Origin of the sequence: Bacillus shivajii, assembly GCF_020519665.1 — a bacterium.
Taxonomy (GTDB): domain Bacteria; phylum Bacillota; class Bacilli; order Bacillales; family Salisediminibacteriaceae; genus Bacillus_CA; species Bacillus_CA shivajii.
In genome coordinates, this window is the sequence record NZ_CP084703.1 from 2,241,434 (window position 1) to 2,259,090 (window position 17,657).

Genomic DNA, 17,657 nt, shown 5'->3' on the forward strand with positions numbered 1-17,657 from the left:
AGGGGGGGTGAGCTTGAAATGGCATTAAAAATCGCTTTTATTGGATTTGGTGGAGTTGGGCAGGCTTTAGCAAAACTTCTAGAGGAGAAAAAGGATCAGTTAATAGATCAATATGATATTGAACCCTGTGTCGTAGCTGTTTCCGATGTCATGAAAGGTTCAGTATATAATCCAGATGGTTTAAATATAAACAAATTATTAACCTCTATAGAAGAAACGGGAAGTGTCGAGAATTATTCAGACAAAGAGGGGTTGAAAATAGGTCTAACTAGCCTAGAAACCATTAAAGAAACAAATGCTGACGTAATTGTTGAAGTAACTTTTACCGATGTCAATACAGGTCAACCCGCGATTGATCATTGTCGGACTGCTTTTGAATGTAAAAAGAGTGTTATTACCACAAATAAAGGCCCAGTTGCTTTAGCATATAAAGACTTAGCGGCACTTGCAAAAGAGAACAACGTATTTTGGGGATTTGAAGGAACGGTAATGAGTGGTACACCGGCTCTACGTTTGCCGATTACAAGCTTAGCTGGAAACGAGATAAGTGAAATAACGGGGATATTAAATGGTACGACAAATTTCATGTTCACAGAAATGGAAAACGGCAAAACGTATGATGAGGCTCTAGAAACTGCACAACGGCTTGGTTATGCAGAAGCAGACCCTACTAGTGATGTAGAAGGTTACGACGCTAGATATAAAGCTGTTATCCTGGCAAATTACGTGATGAAAAAGGAAATAAAAGCTTCAGATGTCCAATGTGAGGGAATGAGAAGCATAACGAAGGATATGGTAGCGGAGGCTTTGGCAGAAAATAAACGTTGGCGACTCATAACTAGAGTGAAAAAGGATGGCAATAATGTCTATGCCAGTGTACGACCAGAGAAACTTGATGTCATCCATCCATTAGCAAATGTTACTGGCGCAACAAATGCAATCATTTATGACTGTGACTTATCGGGCCCTATTATGCTTACGGGAGCTGGAGCAGGATTAGTTGAAACCGGGTATTCTCTTCTGATTGATCTAATCCATCTGCAAAGTGAAAAAACAATTAAGGAAGGTGGTGCAAGCGAATGAAAACGAAAGTGATAGATGAGAAAATGCTTCTTGCAGGTAAATGGTTAACAGCCGAAAAGACGTTCGATGTCTTTGATCCTCAAGATAATAAATTGATAGCAAAGGTGCCAAAAGCTTCGAAGGAAAATATAATAGAAGCCATTGAAAAAGGAGAAGAAGTATTTAAGAGCAATATATCTTGGCCAGTTCATGAAAGAATTCGTGTCCTAAATAAAGCCGCCCAATATATTGAAGACAATAAAGATAAATATGCTAAAACAATCGCGCTAGAAGGAAGTAAAACGATCACCGAGGCAAAAGGTGAAGTGAAGCGGACGATTCAGACTATAAAAATAAGTGCAGAAGAATCCCGAAGGATAAATGGAGAGACAATCAATTTTGATCAAAATGAAGGTAGTGAAAATCGAATTGGATATCATTACCGGTTTCCAATTGGGGTTGTAGGAGCAATTACACCATTTAACGATCCACTAAACCTTGTAGCTCATAAAATTGGTCCAGCAATTGCTTCTGGCAATGCAATTGTCGTCAAACCAGCATCGGCTACTCCATTGAGCGCACTCCTATTAGCAGAAGCGTTCGTAAATGCAGGTTTACCAGAAGGTTTCTTATCTGTCATTCCTGGATCAGGAAAAGAAATCGGAAATACGTTAGTAACCCACCCGTCTGTAAAAATGATTTCCTTTACAGGTGGATTACATTCAGGTGAAGAAGTTGCTCATGAAGCTGGGTTAAAGAAAGTAAGTATGGAACTAGGATCTAACTCACCAGTGATTGTATTAAATGATGCGAAACTAGAAGATGCTGTACCATCATGTGTTTCAGGTGCTTTTTCTGCAGCGGGGCAAAATTGTATTGGCGTTCAGAGAATATTCGTACAAAAAAACACATATTCCGATTTTGTAAAAGCATTTGTCGAACGCACATCTGAATTACATGTAGGTGATAAGATGTCAGAACTGACGGATGTCGGTCCACTAATTAACGAAAAAGAAGCAAAACGAGTTGAAAAATGGGTCAATGAAGCGAAAGAAGCAGGTGCGAATGTGAAGATTGGTGGTAATCGATATGGCGCATATTATGAACCCACTGTTTTAACCGATGTCCCAAGCCATGTAACGATTGCTAAAGAGGAAATTTTTGGCCCAGTTGTTTTAATTTATTCTGTTGATGATCTTTACGAAGCTGTTGAGCAGTCAAATGCTGTTAATTATGGACTACACGCTGGAATATTCACTTCAAATATTGAAAATGCATTTTATACGATTAAGAACCTTGATGTAGGTGGCGTCATGATAAATGATAGTAGCGATTATCGAATCGATGCCATGCCATTTGGTGGAGTAAAAGGTTCAGGACTTGGTAGAGAGGGTGTTCGCTCAGCCATTGAATCGATGACAGATCCAAAAGTTGTTTGTTTTAACCTTCAAAATGAGATAATTTGATCATTTAACTATTATCATCTGCTTGTGTCCATACAATCATGCAAGGCTGTATCGCCCATGCATGATTGTATGGGCTTATTTGTATTTTGAAGAACTAATGAAAAGTGGAAATTAAATGAAGACATACATTTTCCATTTCATCACATACTCAAAATAAGAAGCACTACAACAATAGAAGCCCCTTTAAAGTGAGGTGAGTATGTGAAAAAACTGTGCTTAACCATGATAACTATCGTGCTACTATCACCACTAATAGCGTGTTTAGACCAGAATCCACAAAATGAATCAGGGGCATTACATGAAATGGACAATAACGAGGGGGAATTCCGAGGTGTAGAAAGTGAAAAAGAAAAGAACAACAAATTACAAAAGCAATTAAATAGTAAAGGATCTAACACTAATGAGAAAAAAGTACAAAATATTGATGGTAATGAAGATGATGAATTAGATGAAGACTTTATTGGAGATGTAAATTTTGCACATGAAAATGGGAAAAAAAATCATGAAGAAGCAACACATGCTGATGAGAAAATTCCGGTTGTAATTGATGGAGTAGAAATCCTTTTTAAACATCCCCCTATTTATGAAGACGATACAGTTTATGTTCCTATTCATGATTTATCGCATCACATATTTGCAGCAGTCGATTATATAGAAGAGAAGGATGAAGTCAAAATAACACGCGGCGATAACGAAGTTTATTTAGAGGTTGAACGTGATGAAAAGAGACAAAATGAGAACAACAGTTACGGTGGTAAATATATAAATGATACTGTCTATTTACCTCTAGCTTATATATCAGACAGTTTAGGTTATCGAACGAATTTTGATGAAAAAAGTCAAACCTTAAAAGTAGATACAACGATTGATACTTCTGCTGGAACAAAAGAGGAAGGTATTATAAATTTTAGTGAAGGTAGTGAGGATGGAGAATTTAGAGCTCAAGCACAAACAACGTATACCGTTGTCTCCGGAGACAACTTAAGTACAATCGCAAGACGTTTTGGTACGACTGTTGATGCGATCCGTTCGGCCAATAACTTAACGACGGATTTATTAAGAATTGGACAAACGTTAACAATTCCAGGAGGAGCAGAAGAAGAAAGAACACAACTTCCACAACCAACTACGTATACGGTCGTATCCGGAGATAATTTAAGTACCATCGCAAGACGTTTTGGTACGACTGTTGATGCGATCCGTTCGGCCAATAACTTAACAACGGATTTATTAAGAATTGGACAAACATTAACAATTCCTGGTGGTACCGTAGAAGAAAAAGTTGAACCCCAACAACCGACAACGTATACCGTCGTATCCGGAGATAACTTAAGTACAATCGCAAGACGATTTGGTACGACTGTTGATGCGATCCGTTCGGCCAATAACTTAACAACGGATTTATTAAGAATTGGACAAACATTAACAATTCCTGGTGGTACCGTAGAGGAAAGAACTGAACCTCTACAACCAACTACGTATACGGTCGTATCCGGAGATAATTTAAGTACCATCGCAAGACGTTTTGGTACGACTGTTGATGCGATCCGTTCGGCCAATAACTTAACAACGGATTTGTTAAGAATTGGACAAACATTAACAATCCCTGGCGGTACCGTAGAGGAAAGAACTGAACCTCTACAACCAACTACGTATACGGTCGTATCCGGAGATAATTTAAGTACCATCGCAAGACGTTTTGGTACGACTGTTGATGCGATCCGTTCGGCCAATAACTTAACGACGGATTTATTAAGAATTGGACAAACATTAACAATTCCTGGTGGTACCGTAGAAAAAAAAGTTGAACCCCAACAACCGACAACGTATACGGTCGTATCCGGAGATAACTTAAGTACAATCGCAAGACGTTTTGGTACGACTGTTGATGCGATACGTTCGGCCAATAACTTAACGACAGATTTATTAAGAATTGGACAAACGTTAACAATCTCTGGTGAAGATGATCAACCAATAAAATCACCATCTCGTCAAGAAGTGACAAAGACCTACACAACCCATACCGTACGGTCAGGTGATAACGCATGGAATTTAAGTGTTCAATATGGGATTCCAATGCTTGAGTTATTAAAGGAGAATAATTTATCAATAAATAGTACATTGTCGATTGGTCAACAACTTCAGATACCAGTATACAATGTACCAGTAAGATCGGTTGTAAGTAACCGCCATGGCGAGCATTTAGATTGGTGGACGGAAGCACGTTACGTATTTCCGATAGGGAAAGACGCAACATTTACCGATTTCCAAACAGGGAGAACATTTCGTGTTCGTCATACTATGGGTGGAAATCATGCCGACGCCGAGCCATTGACTTCTAATGACGCTCAAATCATGAGAGAAATATGGGGGGGAAGTTACTCTTGGACACCAAGAGCAATTATAGTCTCAGTAGATGGCAGAAGGTTAGCTGCAGCTATGCACTCTTTCCCTCACGCTGACCAAGCTATTAGAAATAATAATTATAACGGTCACTTTTGTATTCACTTTTTAAATAGTACCCGCCATTCTGACGGGTTAGTACAAGATTCTATGCAACGACAAGTTAATATTTCAGCTGGTGTAAATGAACGATAATCAAAGAAATGAACTGTCCCAAATCATAAACCTTGGGGCAGTTTTTTTATAGAAATTTTCACCAAAATGTTCTTCAAGGTAGCCAGTAGAGTAAGAAATGATAAAAATTTTTACAAACTTTCTTATTAACAAACTAAATTATTACAAAATTCGCAAAATAATTATGATATAAATAAAACTACTTCATTCAATGGTGGTGATAAACAGTGTGACAAAACTATCTTTTTTATTCATTGCACTTATTGGTGGGATACTAGCAGGAAGCCAAGCTTCAATAAACGGGGAACTAGGAAAAAGAATTGGAGGATTTGAAGCTGCGTTTGTTTCTTTCTTTATAGGAACTGTTTTTTTAACATTGTGTATGATTTTTTTCGGCAGAGGACAAGTCTTACAAGTTTTTTCACTACCGAAATGGCAACTAGTTGGAGGAATATTAGGCGCTTTATTCGTTGCTTCTATTATTTTCTCCGTTCCAGTCACAGGTGCAGCTCTTGCTATTTTTGCAGCTATACTTGGACAAATCCTTATAAGTTTAATTATTGACCATTTCGGATTATTTGGTATGAAACGAATCCCTATGAATATAGAAAGAGTGCTTGGTGTTTCCTTAATGGCAGCTGGATTATTACTTATTTACCGAGGCAGTTTCACAAACTAAAAACTATTAATTTTACAGATTGAACATTTAAAGCCGTAAACGATTTGACATTATGTATAGTGTATTGAACAAGGCACAAACGTACAATTAAGTTGACTTCCGAATATTCTGTAAATTCATAAGGATTTGATTGAATATGAAAGGGGGAAAGTTAGAAGGTTATGATCCCATAGATTAAGAGTCTAATACATTTATTTTATCTAAGCTACTTAAAGTACTTAAAAATTGTATATGGTGTAAATTTACTTTTATGAATCTATAAAAGTAAAACTAGCTGAACCTTTGGCCTAATACGAAGTAAATTTAGTACCTGGTATTTATACAAAGTATCTAAAGCATGAAAGTTCTCTTACCATAACAAATGAAAACGTTATCAAAAACAGAATCAAAAAAGCTTTATAAAGGAGGTAACACTATTGACGAATATTTTATTGCAAGATTTAGAGAAGAATTTTGAGGAAGTGCATAATGGTTTAACGAACCAAGAAGCCATTGAAGAGGCAAACCGATGCCTTTATTGCTACGATGCACCCTGTATTAAAGCTTGTCCCACAGATATTGACATTCCAAAATTTATTAAAAAGATTGCTTCAGGAAACTTAAAAGGCTCTGCTAAAACGATTATGAGCTCAAATCCAGTCGGAGCTAGTTGTGCAAGAGTTTGCCCAACTGAGGAATTGTGTGAAGGGGCATGTGTTTTAAACCATTCTACAAAGCCAATTATGATCGGAGACTTACAACGTTATGCTACAGACTGGGCCATCAAAAATGAACAAGTATTATTTAAGTCAGGTAAGAAAAACGGAAAAAAAGTTGCCGTTGTAGGCGGAGGACCAGCTGGTTTATCAGCAGCTAGAGAACTAGCATTACTAGGTTATAAAGTAACTGTTTTTGAAGCTGAGAAGGAAGCTGGTGGCTTAAATACGTATGGAATTGTTTCATTTAGATTGCCTCAATCTATTTCATTTTGGGAAGTTAATCAAGTAAAGAGTTTAGATGTTGAGATTCGTACGAATACAAGAGTAGGGATAGACATTATGCCAGATGAATTGTTAGAAAACTATGATTCTGTTGTTTTAGCAGTAGGTATGGCTAATGTCCCAATGCTTGGTATTCAAGGGGAAGACTTAGATGGTGTATATGACGCAATAGATTTTGTAAAAGCGACTAAATCTGAATCTCTTTCTGATCAATTTGTAGGAAGTAAAGTTGCTGTAATTGGAGCTGGTAATACAGCCATTGATGGAGCAACATGTTCAATGCGCTTAGGAGCAGAAAATGTAAAAATTTTATACCGTCGAACAGAAAGGGAAATGACGGCTTATGACTTTGAATATGAATTCGCTAAGCAAGACGGCGTAGAATTTCGCTGGTTGACAGCACCTAAACGAATCATTGGTGATGAAAATGGTAATGTAAAGGCTATTGAATGCCAAAAGATGAAATTAGGTGAACCTAGCGAAGATGGAAGACGTAGACCTGTTCCTGTTGAAGGCTCAGAGTTCACTCTTCAAGTAGATGCAGTCATCAAAGCGATCGGCCAATCTCGATATACATCATTAATTGAAAGCTTTGGGTTGAAGCATGATGGTGGTGTCGTCAAAGTAGATCAATCAACGTATCAAACGTCAAATTCTAGAGTCTTCTCGTGTGGCGATGTCATTTTTGGCAAAGGGCAAGGTGAAGCAATGGTTGTTACTGCAGCACAACAAGGAAAAGAAGTAGCATATGCAATCCATAAGCAATTAACGAAACAAGCAACAGAAACAGCATAAATAACTATCAATTATAAGGGAGGTCATTTAATGGCTGATTTACGAATCGATCTTGCAGGCATCAAATCCCCAAACCCATTTTGGCTCGCATCTGCTCCTCCAACAAACTCAGGATATCAAGTACAACGAGCTTTTGAAGCTGGTTGGGGTGGAGCTGTATGGAAAACACTAGGTGATCCTATTCTGAATGTAAGTTCACGATTTGCAGCAGTTGATTATAACGGACAAAGAGTTGCTGGATTTAACAATATTGAACTTATTACAGACCGTCCACTTGAAGTGAATTTAAAAGAAATATACGAAACCAAGAAAATGTATCCTGACCACGCAATTATTGCTTCATTAATGGTAGAACCACAACAAGACAAATGGCATGAAATAGTAAAACGAGTCGAAGATGTTGGTGTCGATGGACTGGAATTAAACTTCGGCTGTCCACACGGTATGGCTGAACGAGGAATGGGGGCAGCTTCAGGCCAAGTACCTGAACTAGTTGAAAAACAAACATATTGGGCAAAAGAAGTGGCACAAACTCCGGTAATTGTAAAGCTTACACCGAATATTACTGACATTACTGCCACTGCTGAATCAGCAGTTCAAGGAGGCGCTGATGCTGTAAGTATGATTAATACGATTAATAGTCTAGCTGCTGTGGATTTAGATTCTTGGAATACGGTTCCAAATGTTGCTGGAAAAGGAGCTCACGGTGGCTATTGTGGTCCAGCTGTAAAACCAATTGCTTTAAATATGGTTGCAGAATGCGCAAGAAGCCCTCATATTAATGTTCCAATTTCGGGGATTGGTGGAATCTCGAATTGGCAAAATGCTGTTGAATTTATGTTAATGGGGGCAACTGGCGTCCAAGTATGTACTGCTGTTATGCACCACGGCTTTAGTATTGTCGAAGATATGATTGAAGGATTAGATAACTATTTAGAAGATAAAGGTCTTTCCTCCGTTAATGAGTTAGTCGGAAAGTCTGTTCCGAAATATTCTGACTGGGGGAACCTAGATTTAAACCATCGTGTCGTTGCTCGAATTAATAATGATGTTTGTATTAACTGTAACAAGTGTCATATTGCTTGTGAAGATGCATCACATCAATGTATTGATATGTTAAAAGATTCTAAAGGAAACGATATTTTAAGAGTTCGTGAAGATGATTGTGTAGGCTGTAATTTATGTTCAATCGTCTGCCCTGTCGATGGCGCAATCGATATGGTTGATATTCCTAGTGAACAACCAATGACTTGGAATGAACGCCAAGCAGCTATAAGTAGTCCTACATGTGAGACAACACAAAATACGGTGAAATAGAAAGGGGATTCCCAATGAAGAAAATTATTAAAAACGGAACGATCGTAACAGCTGCAGACACATATCAGGCTGACATTTTAATAGAAAACGAGAAAATTTCTACGATTGGAAGTAACTTTTCTGAAGATGGCGCAGAAGTCGTTGATGCAAAAGGTTGTTATGTTTTTCCAGGTGGGATAGACCCACATACACACCTTGAAATGCCTTTTGGAGGGACAGTATCAAGAGACGATTTTGAAACAGGAACGATTGCTGCAGCATTTGGAGGAACGACAACTGTCATCGACTTCTGCTTGACAAATAAAGGCGAACCTTTAAAAAATGCGATTCAAACATGGCATGATAAATCAAAAGATAAAGCAGTAATTGATTACAGCTTCCATCTTATGATTGGTGAAACAAATGAAGATGTATTAGCAGAGCTTCCATCTGTCATTGAAGACGAAGGAATCACTTCATTTAAAGTTTTTATGGCTTATAAGAACGTATTCCAAGCCGATGATGAAACACTATTTCGTACATTAGTTACAGCAAAAGAGCTTGGTGGTCTTGTCATGGTCCACGCTGAAAATGGCGATGTCATTGAATACTTAGTGAAGAAGGCGTTAGATGAAGGGAAGACAGACCCGATTTACCATGCATTAACGAGACCACCTGAAGCAGAAGGTGAAGCTACCGGAAGAGCTGCTCAGCTTACTGGTTTAGCTGACTCACAACTATATGTCGTTCACGTTTCATGTGAAGAAGCCGTTCAAAGAATTGCAGAAGCAAGAAATAAGGGATATGACGTTTGGGGAGAAACGTGTCCACAGTATTTAGTATTAGATCAATCTTATTTAGAGAAACCGAATTTTGAAGGTGCGAAATATGTATGGTCACCACCACTTCGAGAAAAAGAAAATCAAGAAGTCTTATGGAATGCATTAAAGAACGGCCAACTACAAACGTTAGGTTCGGATCAATGCTCCTTCGACTTTAATGGTCAAAAAGATTTAGGAAGAGGTGATTTTTCTAAAATTCCTAATGGTGGACCAATTATTGAAGATCGCGTAAGTATTTTATTTTCTGAAGGGGTTAAAAAAGGAAGAATTACTTTAAATCAATTTGTTGATATTACTTCAACGCGAATAGCAAAACTATTTGGATTGTATCCAAATAAAGGAACTATTTCTGTCGGGGCTGACGCTGATATTGTCATCTTCGACCCTACTGTAGAGAGAACAATTTCTGCTGATACACACCATATGGCGGTTGATTATAACGCTTTTGAAGGGATGAATGTCACAGGAGAAACTGTAACTGTACTTTCTCGTGGTGAATTTGTCATTCGTGACAAGCAATTTGTCGGTTCTCCAGGTAAAGGAAAGTATATTAAACGAAACAAGTATGGTTCTTACCAAGAAGAAAAAAGTAAACAAATGAATTAACGCTAGTAAGAAATAGAAAAAGTGAACGTTGATCATAACAATGGGGCTGTTTTTAATTGAGAGTTTATAAACAAAACTTGGCTTATCGCCAAGTCCTCATGGCGAAAGCCTTAGTTGCGGTTATACTATCAACCGAAATTTTATAAATTCTGATAGTATAAAAAAGCAGTCCCATTGTTTTCCCCTAAGTCCATGTCATAAGGAATGAGTGTTTCGTTTATGAAAAAATAAGGGGTGTAGCAATGAGCAAAGAGAATAATCATTTAAAGTCACCAGATTTATTACCTGTCAGTTATGCTGGGAAGAAAATTGGATCATTAGGTTTTATGATTATGTGGGTTGGAATGGCAGTTGTGCTCGCGGCATTTGCGATTGGTGGAGCAGGGGTAGAAAGTTTACCATTAGGAATGGTCATTTTAGCGGCATTAATCGGATGTATAGCAATCGGATTTTTCATTACAATTATTGGAGATATCGGCATTGAACATGGATTGTCTTTTCCTGTCTATATGCGTGCTCCTTTTGGAACAGTAGGAACGCATATTCCGTCAGTTGTTCGAGGATTAGCTGCTTCCTTTTGGTTTGGGATTAATACATTTTTTGGAGCAACCGCAATAAATGGGATCCTATTTGTTCTCTTTTCCTTCGACAACTGGTTTCTCTGTTTTATGATCTTTGCTTTTGTTCAACTACTAAATACAGCATTAGGAATTAAAGCAATTGAACGTTTTGCAGATCTTGCAGCTCCAATTATTATCCTCATATCTATATGGATTTTTAGTACGTTATCTGGTAGTGCAGCTGAACAAGGACGGAATGTTTGGGTTTGGGTAGAAAATCCAGCATCTGGCGGGGCGGCAGTTACAGCTTTCTTCATTGTCATCTTTAGTATAATGGGCTTTTGGGCAACGTTAGCAGCTGACATCCCAACTATTTCAAGATTTATTAAAGCACCTAAATATGAGCGAAATTGGTTTAAGCGTAATAAAGCTTCATTATTAGGTAGTGTCGTTGCAATGCCTTTAGCACAAACGTTCATTGTCGTAATCGGGGCGGTTTCATTCATAGCTGTATCCAATTATGATCCAATTATTGCACTACAAGAAGCAGCGAGTGGCTTAGTATTAGTCGTTTTACTTGTCATGATTGTATTCGCCCAATGGTCGACGAATATAGCTGCAAACTTAGTTCCAGCGGCAACAATTTTCTCCAATGTAGGTGGACCTAAAGTTCCGTTTTGGGTAGGAGTATTTATGGCTGGTATAGCAGGTTCGGTCGTTCAACCATGGAATTTGTTTGATATTTTAATACCTGTGTTACTGATTGTAGGTGGAATTTTATCAGCGATCGTTGGTATTTTATTTACTGATTATTACTTGCTTAGGAAACGACGTGTAAATGTTTATGACCTTTATAAAAACAATGGCCAATATAAATATTTAAACGGATTTAATGTTGCTGGATTCATTGCTTGGATAGTTGGTGGGGTAGCTGCTTACTTTTTAACAAACTATTCGTTTATCGTTGGTTTTGTTGTAGGTGGTGGAACATACTACGTATTAGCGAAATATTGGTGGTTTAGAAAGTATCAACAAGCAGAAATTGAAGATCCTGATGATGAAAAATATTTAGGAATTACTGTAGGAAGAGACTGGGATGTTGACGGCAATCAACAATCTGAGAAAACAATTATGGAAAAAGGGTCGTAAAAGTTTTTATAGAAAAACAAATTAAATAAGGGAGGCTGATATCATGTCAGCATATCAGGAATTTGTTGAAGAAAGAGATAAAATTGATTTTTTAATTGATAAAGGCTATCAAATTAAATCTGTAATTGAAAATTTGAGTGGAGCATTTGTTGAATTTGAGTTAAAAGATAATGAGAGAAGAGAGACAAAAACGTTGCACATTTTGAATGCAGAGACTAGAAAGTATTTCTCTACGCTTTTAATTAAACAAAAACAGTATTCATAAATGAGATAAGCGTTTATTTTTTTAAATATAAACTACTATATATATAAGGGAAACATTATTTATAACAGGGAATCTCCCTGTTTTTTTGTTTTTGTTTGTTAAACGATGTCGAATTTTCATAATTTTCTTACCATTAAGTTAGATTCATATTATAATAAAAGAAGTAGATTTTTTAATATGAATCACATGTAAAAGAGGTGCTTTTAAAATGAATTCTTATTTGACCATTAGAGAAATATTAGAAAGAAAGCATTTTGAAAGTATAGATATTGTAGCAGGTATTCACGGACTGGAAAGACAAGTGAAGTGGGTACATGTAGTAGAAGTGATCCAGATAAAAAAACTATTAAACGGGAATGAATTAATTCTTACTACAGGTCTTGGATGGAAAACTGATCGACACTTATTTCGATCATTAATTGAACAACTAATCGAAAGTCATGCCGCCGGATTATGTTTGGAGATGGGAACTCACACAACAACAGTTCCTCAAGAGATTATCGACGTAGCCAATGAACATCATTTCCCTATTATATTATTTAAAAAAGAAGTGCCATTTGTAGAGATTACTCAAGATATTCACTCTTTACTTATTAATAAACAATATCAAATGATATCAAACTTAGAAGATTACTCACAGCAACTAAATAAAAAACTATTAGATATTGAAGATGCTGAAGATATATTAAAATTACTTCAAGAAACGTTAGAAGTACAAGTGATTGCTCATTTTAATGAAAATGAGTTAAAAGCTGTTCCTCACATGCACGAGGATGATATGAATAAGTTTATAGAAATAGAGAATATTGACTTTGAAAATAGTTCTCAAGTTGCTCGTCAACCCGTTCAAATTTTAGGGAATCAATATGCAGAATTAATGATCCTCTCTTACCAACGAGAGTTAAATGATTTTGATTATTTACTGCTTGACCGAACAGCTACTGCGTTAGCTCAACATTTACTTAGAAATTTATTCGTAGAAGAAAAGAAAAGAATGGAAGAATCAGAATGGATGATCGATTGGTTAGAAGGTCATCATAGTGAACATGATATACGTGAATACATATCTTATCATAAACCAAAGCTTCAGTATCAAGGCGGCATCGTATGTGTTTGTGAATTTCATTCAGAAGAAAAAACACAAAATATGGATCGCACATATTTTAAACTTTTCTTTCGGACAATTTTTGAACAACATGGCTTTTATATTTACACAGCGGAAGTAAGACATAAAATGATATTTATACTAGTAAACCAACGTGAAAAACCAACATGGAAAGAGAGGATGACCAAAGGGTTTACTAGAATTGAGAATGATGATTCTGGTAAATTAGATACTTACAATATTTCGTTTGGAGTAGGGAAGTTTGTACCGAGATTAAGGGACATAGACAAAAGTTATCAAGCAGCAAAAGAAACTCTTCAACTACAAAAGAGGTTGTCTAATGAGAGTAGACGTTATTTTTATGATGATTTACATTTATACCGAATCATCTCTTTGATTAATAAACATGGTGACCTCCAAGAAACTGTCATGGAGTATTTAAAGCCAGTCATCGACTATGACAAAAAACATCATGCATCATTAATGGAAACGTTAAAAACATATTTAGCTTGTAACGGTTCAAAACAAGAAACGGCTAAAAAGCTATTTGTTGTTCGCCAAACGTTATACCATCGAATAGATAAATTAGAAAAAATATTAGGTCAGAATTTCATGAGCCCCGAAAGAAGATTAACGATAGAATTTATGACAGTTGCTTATGATTATTTAAAGTCCTTAGAAACTGAACCCAACCATTAGTAAGAAATGATTTTTATTCATATGTTTTGTTACAAAAGCTGTCTCATAGTTATCCGAGATAGCTTTTTCATTTGAATCAATTTCATAATTACGTTTTTTGCACAATTAAACGAATGATATTAGAATTTTTTTATTAAATGTACGTTTGATTTGTACTATCAGAATTTATTAATTTATGGTCGATAGATAATTGCTCCTGCGCCGCTAAGCTTGCTCGTCGCAGCTCGAAGGGATTTCGAGGAAGCCGATACTCGTTGCTCCTACGATTACTCGTCGCAACTCGCCGTTTAATCATAGGAGTTGAGCTTGTGGCAACTAAGGCTTTCGCCATTAAGACTTGCCGAAAAGCCAAGTTTTGTTTAGAAGTGAACGTAACTAAAGACGGCGACTCCCGGAGGGTCAGCGCAGTCTGAAGATCCACTTAGGCGAAGAGTTGTCGAGCCTAAGTTAGCTGAAGACAAGCCCTCGGGAAAGCGTCCGTCTGAAGTGAAGTTCACGGATGCGAAAAGAGCCTAGTAAAAAATATTACATCACCAATAGTGTAAGTGTTTTAATCAAAATGTGGAACAGATGGTTGTCGGTGTTTTACATTATGTCTAATGAAAAGGGATCATAAATCATACATACTAATAGTAACATCATAAAAATTATGAAAATTCAAAAATCAGGAGGTTTACAATGGCAATTACAAAAAGTCAAACTAATTTGTTAAAGAACTATATCAACGGTAAATGGATAGAAGCGAATACGAAAGAATCGTTTGAAGTACCGAATCCTGCAACTGGAGAAATTTTAGCACAAGTACCCATTTCATCGAAAGAAGATGTCGATCAAGCTGTAAAAGCTGCAGATAAGGCTTTTTCAAAGTGGAAAAACGTTCCGGTGCCGAAGCGAGCGAGAATTTTATATAAATATCACTATTTATTAACAGAAAACCATGAAGAATTAGCTAAGTTAATTGTTCAAGAAAACGGTAAAGCATATAAAGAAGCTTATGGTGAAGTACAACGAGGTATTGAATGCGTTGAGTTTGCTGCAGGAGCGCCAACATTAATGATGGGAGAATCATTATCAGGTATAGCTGAAGGTATTGACTCTGAAATGTTCCGCTATCCATTAGGGGTTGTTGGTGGGATTACACCGTTTAACTTTCCAATGATGGTTCCACTATGGATGTTCCCGCTTGCGATTGCTTGTGGAAATACATTCGTCTTAAAGCCGTCAGAGAGAACACCACTACTCGCTAATAGGCTTGTAGAACTATTTACTGAAGCTGGAGCACCACAAGGTATTCTTAATATCGTTCATGGTGCACATGATGTTGTAAACGGATTATTAGATCATGAAGATGTGAAAGCAATTTCTTTTGTTGGTTCACAACCCGTTGCAAAATACGTGTATGAACGAGCTGCTGCACAAGGAAAACGAGTGCAAGCACTTGCTGGTGCTAAAAATCACCATGTTGTTATGCCTGATGGTGATATGGAAAAAGCTGTTCAGCATATCATTAGTTCAACTTATGGAAGTGCCGGTCAACGTTGTATGGCGTGTAGTGCAGTTGTAGTCATTGGTGATGGAGAGAAATTTATTAAAGCACTTAAAGAAAAAGCAGATGAATTAACGATTGGTAATGGGCTTGATGATGAAGTTTTATTAACGCCGGTCATTCGAAAATCTCATCGTGAAAAAACGTTAGATTACATTAAAAAAGGTGTTGAAGAAGGAGCTACACTACTACGCGATGGTAGAAAAGAAATGGAAGACTTGACTGAAGGAAACTTCCTAGGTCCAACCATTTTTGATAACGTAACTCCTGATATGACAATTGCTAAAGATGAAATTTTTGCACCAGTACTAAGTTTACTTCGTGCAAAAGATTTAGATGAGGGGCTAGAGTATATACGTAAATCTCGGTTTGGTAACGGTGCAACGATTTACACAAAAGATGCTGGTGCAGTACGTAAATTTAGAGAGGAAGCAGATGCAGGAATGTTAGGAATTAATGTCGGGGTACCAGCTACGATGGCATTCTTCCCATTTTCAGGTTGGAAAGATTCTTTCTATGGGGACCTACATGTTAACGGTAAAGATGGTGTCAATTTCTTTACGAAAAAGAAGATGATCACGTCACGTTTTGATTTTTAAATGGTAAGGGAGGGGATTAAATGAATAGAACCACACCTAAAGATTCGCCTAAAAATATGGATGAAAAATATATCTGGCATAACATGAAACCTTATAACCCAGAAGCAACAATGGTTGTAAAAGAGGCGAAAGGTTCATGGGTTACAGATATTAATGGTGAAAAATATTTGGATGCAATGTCTGGTTTATGGTGTGTCAATGTTGGCTATGGCCGTACTGAATTGGCTGAAGCAGCATATGAACAATTAAAAGATTTAGCATATTTCCCTTTAACTCAAAGTCATTTACCTGCGATAAAACTCGGCGAAAAACTGAATGAAATGTTAGGTGATGAGTATGTTATCTTCTTTTCTAACAGTGGTTCGGAAGCAAATGAGACCGCTTTCAAAATAGCAAGACAATATCACCAGCAAAAGGGTGATCATAACCGTTATAAATTTATTTCTAGGTACCGTGCCTATCATGGGAATTCAATGGGTTCACTAGCTGCAACAGGGCAAGCACAACGAAAATATAAATATGAACCATTAGCCCCTGGATTTATTCATGTAGCACCACCTGATTTGTATCGTTCAAATGACAAAGTAGATACAAAAGGTGAAGATTTAGAATCCGTTAAAGATGTTGATCGTGTTATGACTTGGGAATTAAGTGAAACTATTGCTGGACTCATTATGGAGCCAATCATTACGGGTGGAGGCGTATTGATGCCACCTGAAAATTATATGAAAGAAGCGAAAAAAGTTTGTGAAAAACATGGGGCACTTTTAATTGTCGATGAAGTTATTTGTGGTTTTGGGCGAACTGGTAAACCATTTGGGTTTATGAATTACGATGTAAAACCTGATATTATTACGATGGCTAAAGGGATTACAAGTGCATATTTGCCACTGTCAGCAACAGCAGTAAGACGAGAAGTTTATGAAGCTTTTAAAGGCACTGAAGAATATGACTATTTACGCCATATAAACACATTTGGAGGAAACCCCGCTGCATGTAGCCTCGCATTAAAGAACTTGGAGATTATGGAAGAAGAAGACTTGTATGATCGTTCGAGAACTTTAGGTGAGCAAGTTAAAAATGAACTAAGCGCTACCCTTTCAGATCATCCATACGTAGGTGACGTACGAGGAAAAGGCCTATTAGTTGGAATTGAATTGGTTGCCGATAAAAAGTCGAAAGAACCAATCAACGAAAGTGAAGTAAATAAAGTAATAGCAGCTTGTAAGAAAAAAGGGTTAATTATTGGTAAGAATGGAGCAACAGTTGCAGGGTTTACAAATGTTTTAACATTAGCTCCACCATTAAATATAGAAGAAGAAGATTTAACCTTTATTATTAAAACGTTAACAAATGCATTAAACGAAATTAAATAATTGAGCTAAGGACTGTCTGAATTGTGGTGTGCTAACACTTATAGACAGTCCTTTT

The 17,657-nt window shown here is 37.0% G+C and carries 12 protein-coding genes; all 12 read left to right on the forward strand.

Annotated elements, in window-relative coordinates:
- Positions 1 to 18: 18 nt before the first annotated feature.
- The 12 genes from LGQ02_RS10990 to LGQ02_RS11045 all read left to right on the forward strand — a co-directional run bounded on the left by LGQ02_RS10990 (position 19) and on the right by LGQ02_RS11045 (position 17,602).
- Positions 19 to 1,083 carry a homoserine dehydrogenase gene (locus tag LGQ02_RS10990; RefSeq protein ID WP_226514428.1) on the forward strand — a complete coding sequence of 355 codons (1,065 nt, stop codon included), beginning with the start codon at positions 19 to 21 and terminating at the stop codon, positions 1,081 to 1,083.
- Positions 1,080 to 2,528: an aldehyde dehydrogenase family protein gene (locus tag LGQ02_RS10995; RefSeq protein ID WP_226514429.1), complete on the forward strand. Its 1,449-nt coding sequence runs from the start codon at positions 1,080 to 1,082 to the stop codon at positions 2,526 to 2,528. The genes LGQ02_RS10990 and LGQ02_RS10995 overlap by 4 nt, the downstream gene beginning before the upstream one ends.
- 303 nt (positions 2,529 to 2,831) lie before the next feature.
- Positions 2,832 to 5,126, forward strand: coding sequence for a LysM peptidoglycan-binding domain-containing protein (locus tag LGQ02_RS11000; RefSeq protein WP_226514430.1), 2,295 nt, complete (start codon positions 2,832 to 2,834; stop codon positions 5,124 to 5,126).
- Positions 5,127 to 5,334: 208 nt separating this feature from the next.
- Positions 5,335 to 5,784 (forward strand): DMT family transporter, encoded by a 450-nt coding sequence (locus LGQ02_RS11005; RefSeq protein ID WP_226514431.1) that lies wholly within the window; start codon positions 5,335 to 5,337, stop codon positions 5,782 to 5,784.
- 416 nt (positions 5,785 to 6,200) lie between these two features.
- The gene (locus LGQ02_RS11010) at positions 6,201 to 7,559 is read left to right on the forward strand and encodes an NAD(P)-dependent oxidoreductase (protein ID WP_226514432.1); all 1,359 of its coding nucleotides are present in this window, start codon (positions 6,201 to 6,203) and stop codon (positions 7,557 to 7,559) included.
- Between the two features lie 30 nt (positions 7,560 to 7,589).
- On the forward strand, positions 7,590 to 8,876 hold the full coding sequence (preA, locus tag LGQ02_RS11015) for an NAD-dependent dihydropyrimidine dehydrogenase subunit PreA (protein ID WP_226514433.1): 1,287 nt from the start codon (positions 7,590 to 7,592) through the stop codon (positions 8,874 to 8,876).
- A 14-nt stretch (positions 8,877 to 8,890) separates the two neighbouring features.
- Complete coding sequence (gene hydA / locus LGQ02_RS11020; RefSeq protein ID WP_226514434.1) at positions 8,891 to 10,303, forward strand: dihydropyrimidinase; 1,413 nt, start codon at positions 8,891 to 8,893, stop codon at positions 10,301 to 10,303.
- A gap of 242 nt (positions 10,304 to 10,545) precedes the next feature.
- The gene (locus LGQ02_RS11025) at positions 10,546 to 12,012 is read left to right on the forward strand and encodes an NCS1 family transporter (protein WP_226514435.1); all 1,467 of its coding nucleotides are present in this window, start codon (positions 10,546 to 10,548) and stop codon (positions 12,010 to 12,012) included.
- 43 nt (positions 12,013 to 12,055) lie between these two features.
- On the forward strand, positions 12,056 to 12,277 hold the full coding sequence (locus LGQ02_RS11030) for a hypothetical protein (RefSeq protein WP_226514436.1): 222 nt from the start codon (positions 12,056 to 12,058) through the stop codon (positions 12,275 to 12,277).
- A gap of 208 nt (positions 12,278 to 12,485) precedes the next feature.
- Positions 12,486 to 14,081 (forward strand): PucR family transcriptional regulator, encoded by a 1,596-nt coding sequence (locus LGQ02_RS11035; protein ID WP_226514437.1) that lies wholly within the window; start codon positions 12,486 to 12,488, stop codon positions 14,079 to 14,081.
- Positions 14,082 to 14,759: 678 nt separating this feature from the next.
- Positions 14,760 to 16,226, forward strand: a complete 1,467-nt coding sequence (locus LGQ02_RS11040; RefSeq protein ID WP_226514438.1) for a CoA-acylating methylmalonate-semialdehyde dehydrogenase — start codon at positions 14,760 to 14,762, stop codon at positions 16,224 to 16,226.
- Positions 16,227 to 16,246: 20 nt separating this feature from the next.
- The gene (locus LGQ02_RS11045) at positions 16,247 to 17,602 is read left to right on the forward strand and encodes an aspartate aminotransferase family protein (RefSeq protein ID WP_226514439.1); all 1,356 of its coding nucleotides are present in this window, start codon (positions 16,247 to 16,249) and stop codon (positions 17,600 to 17,602) included.
- Positions 17,603 to 17,657: the final 55 nt, after the last annotated feature.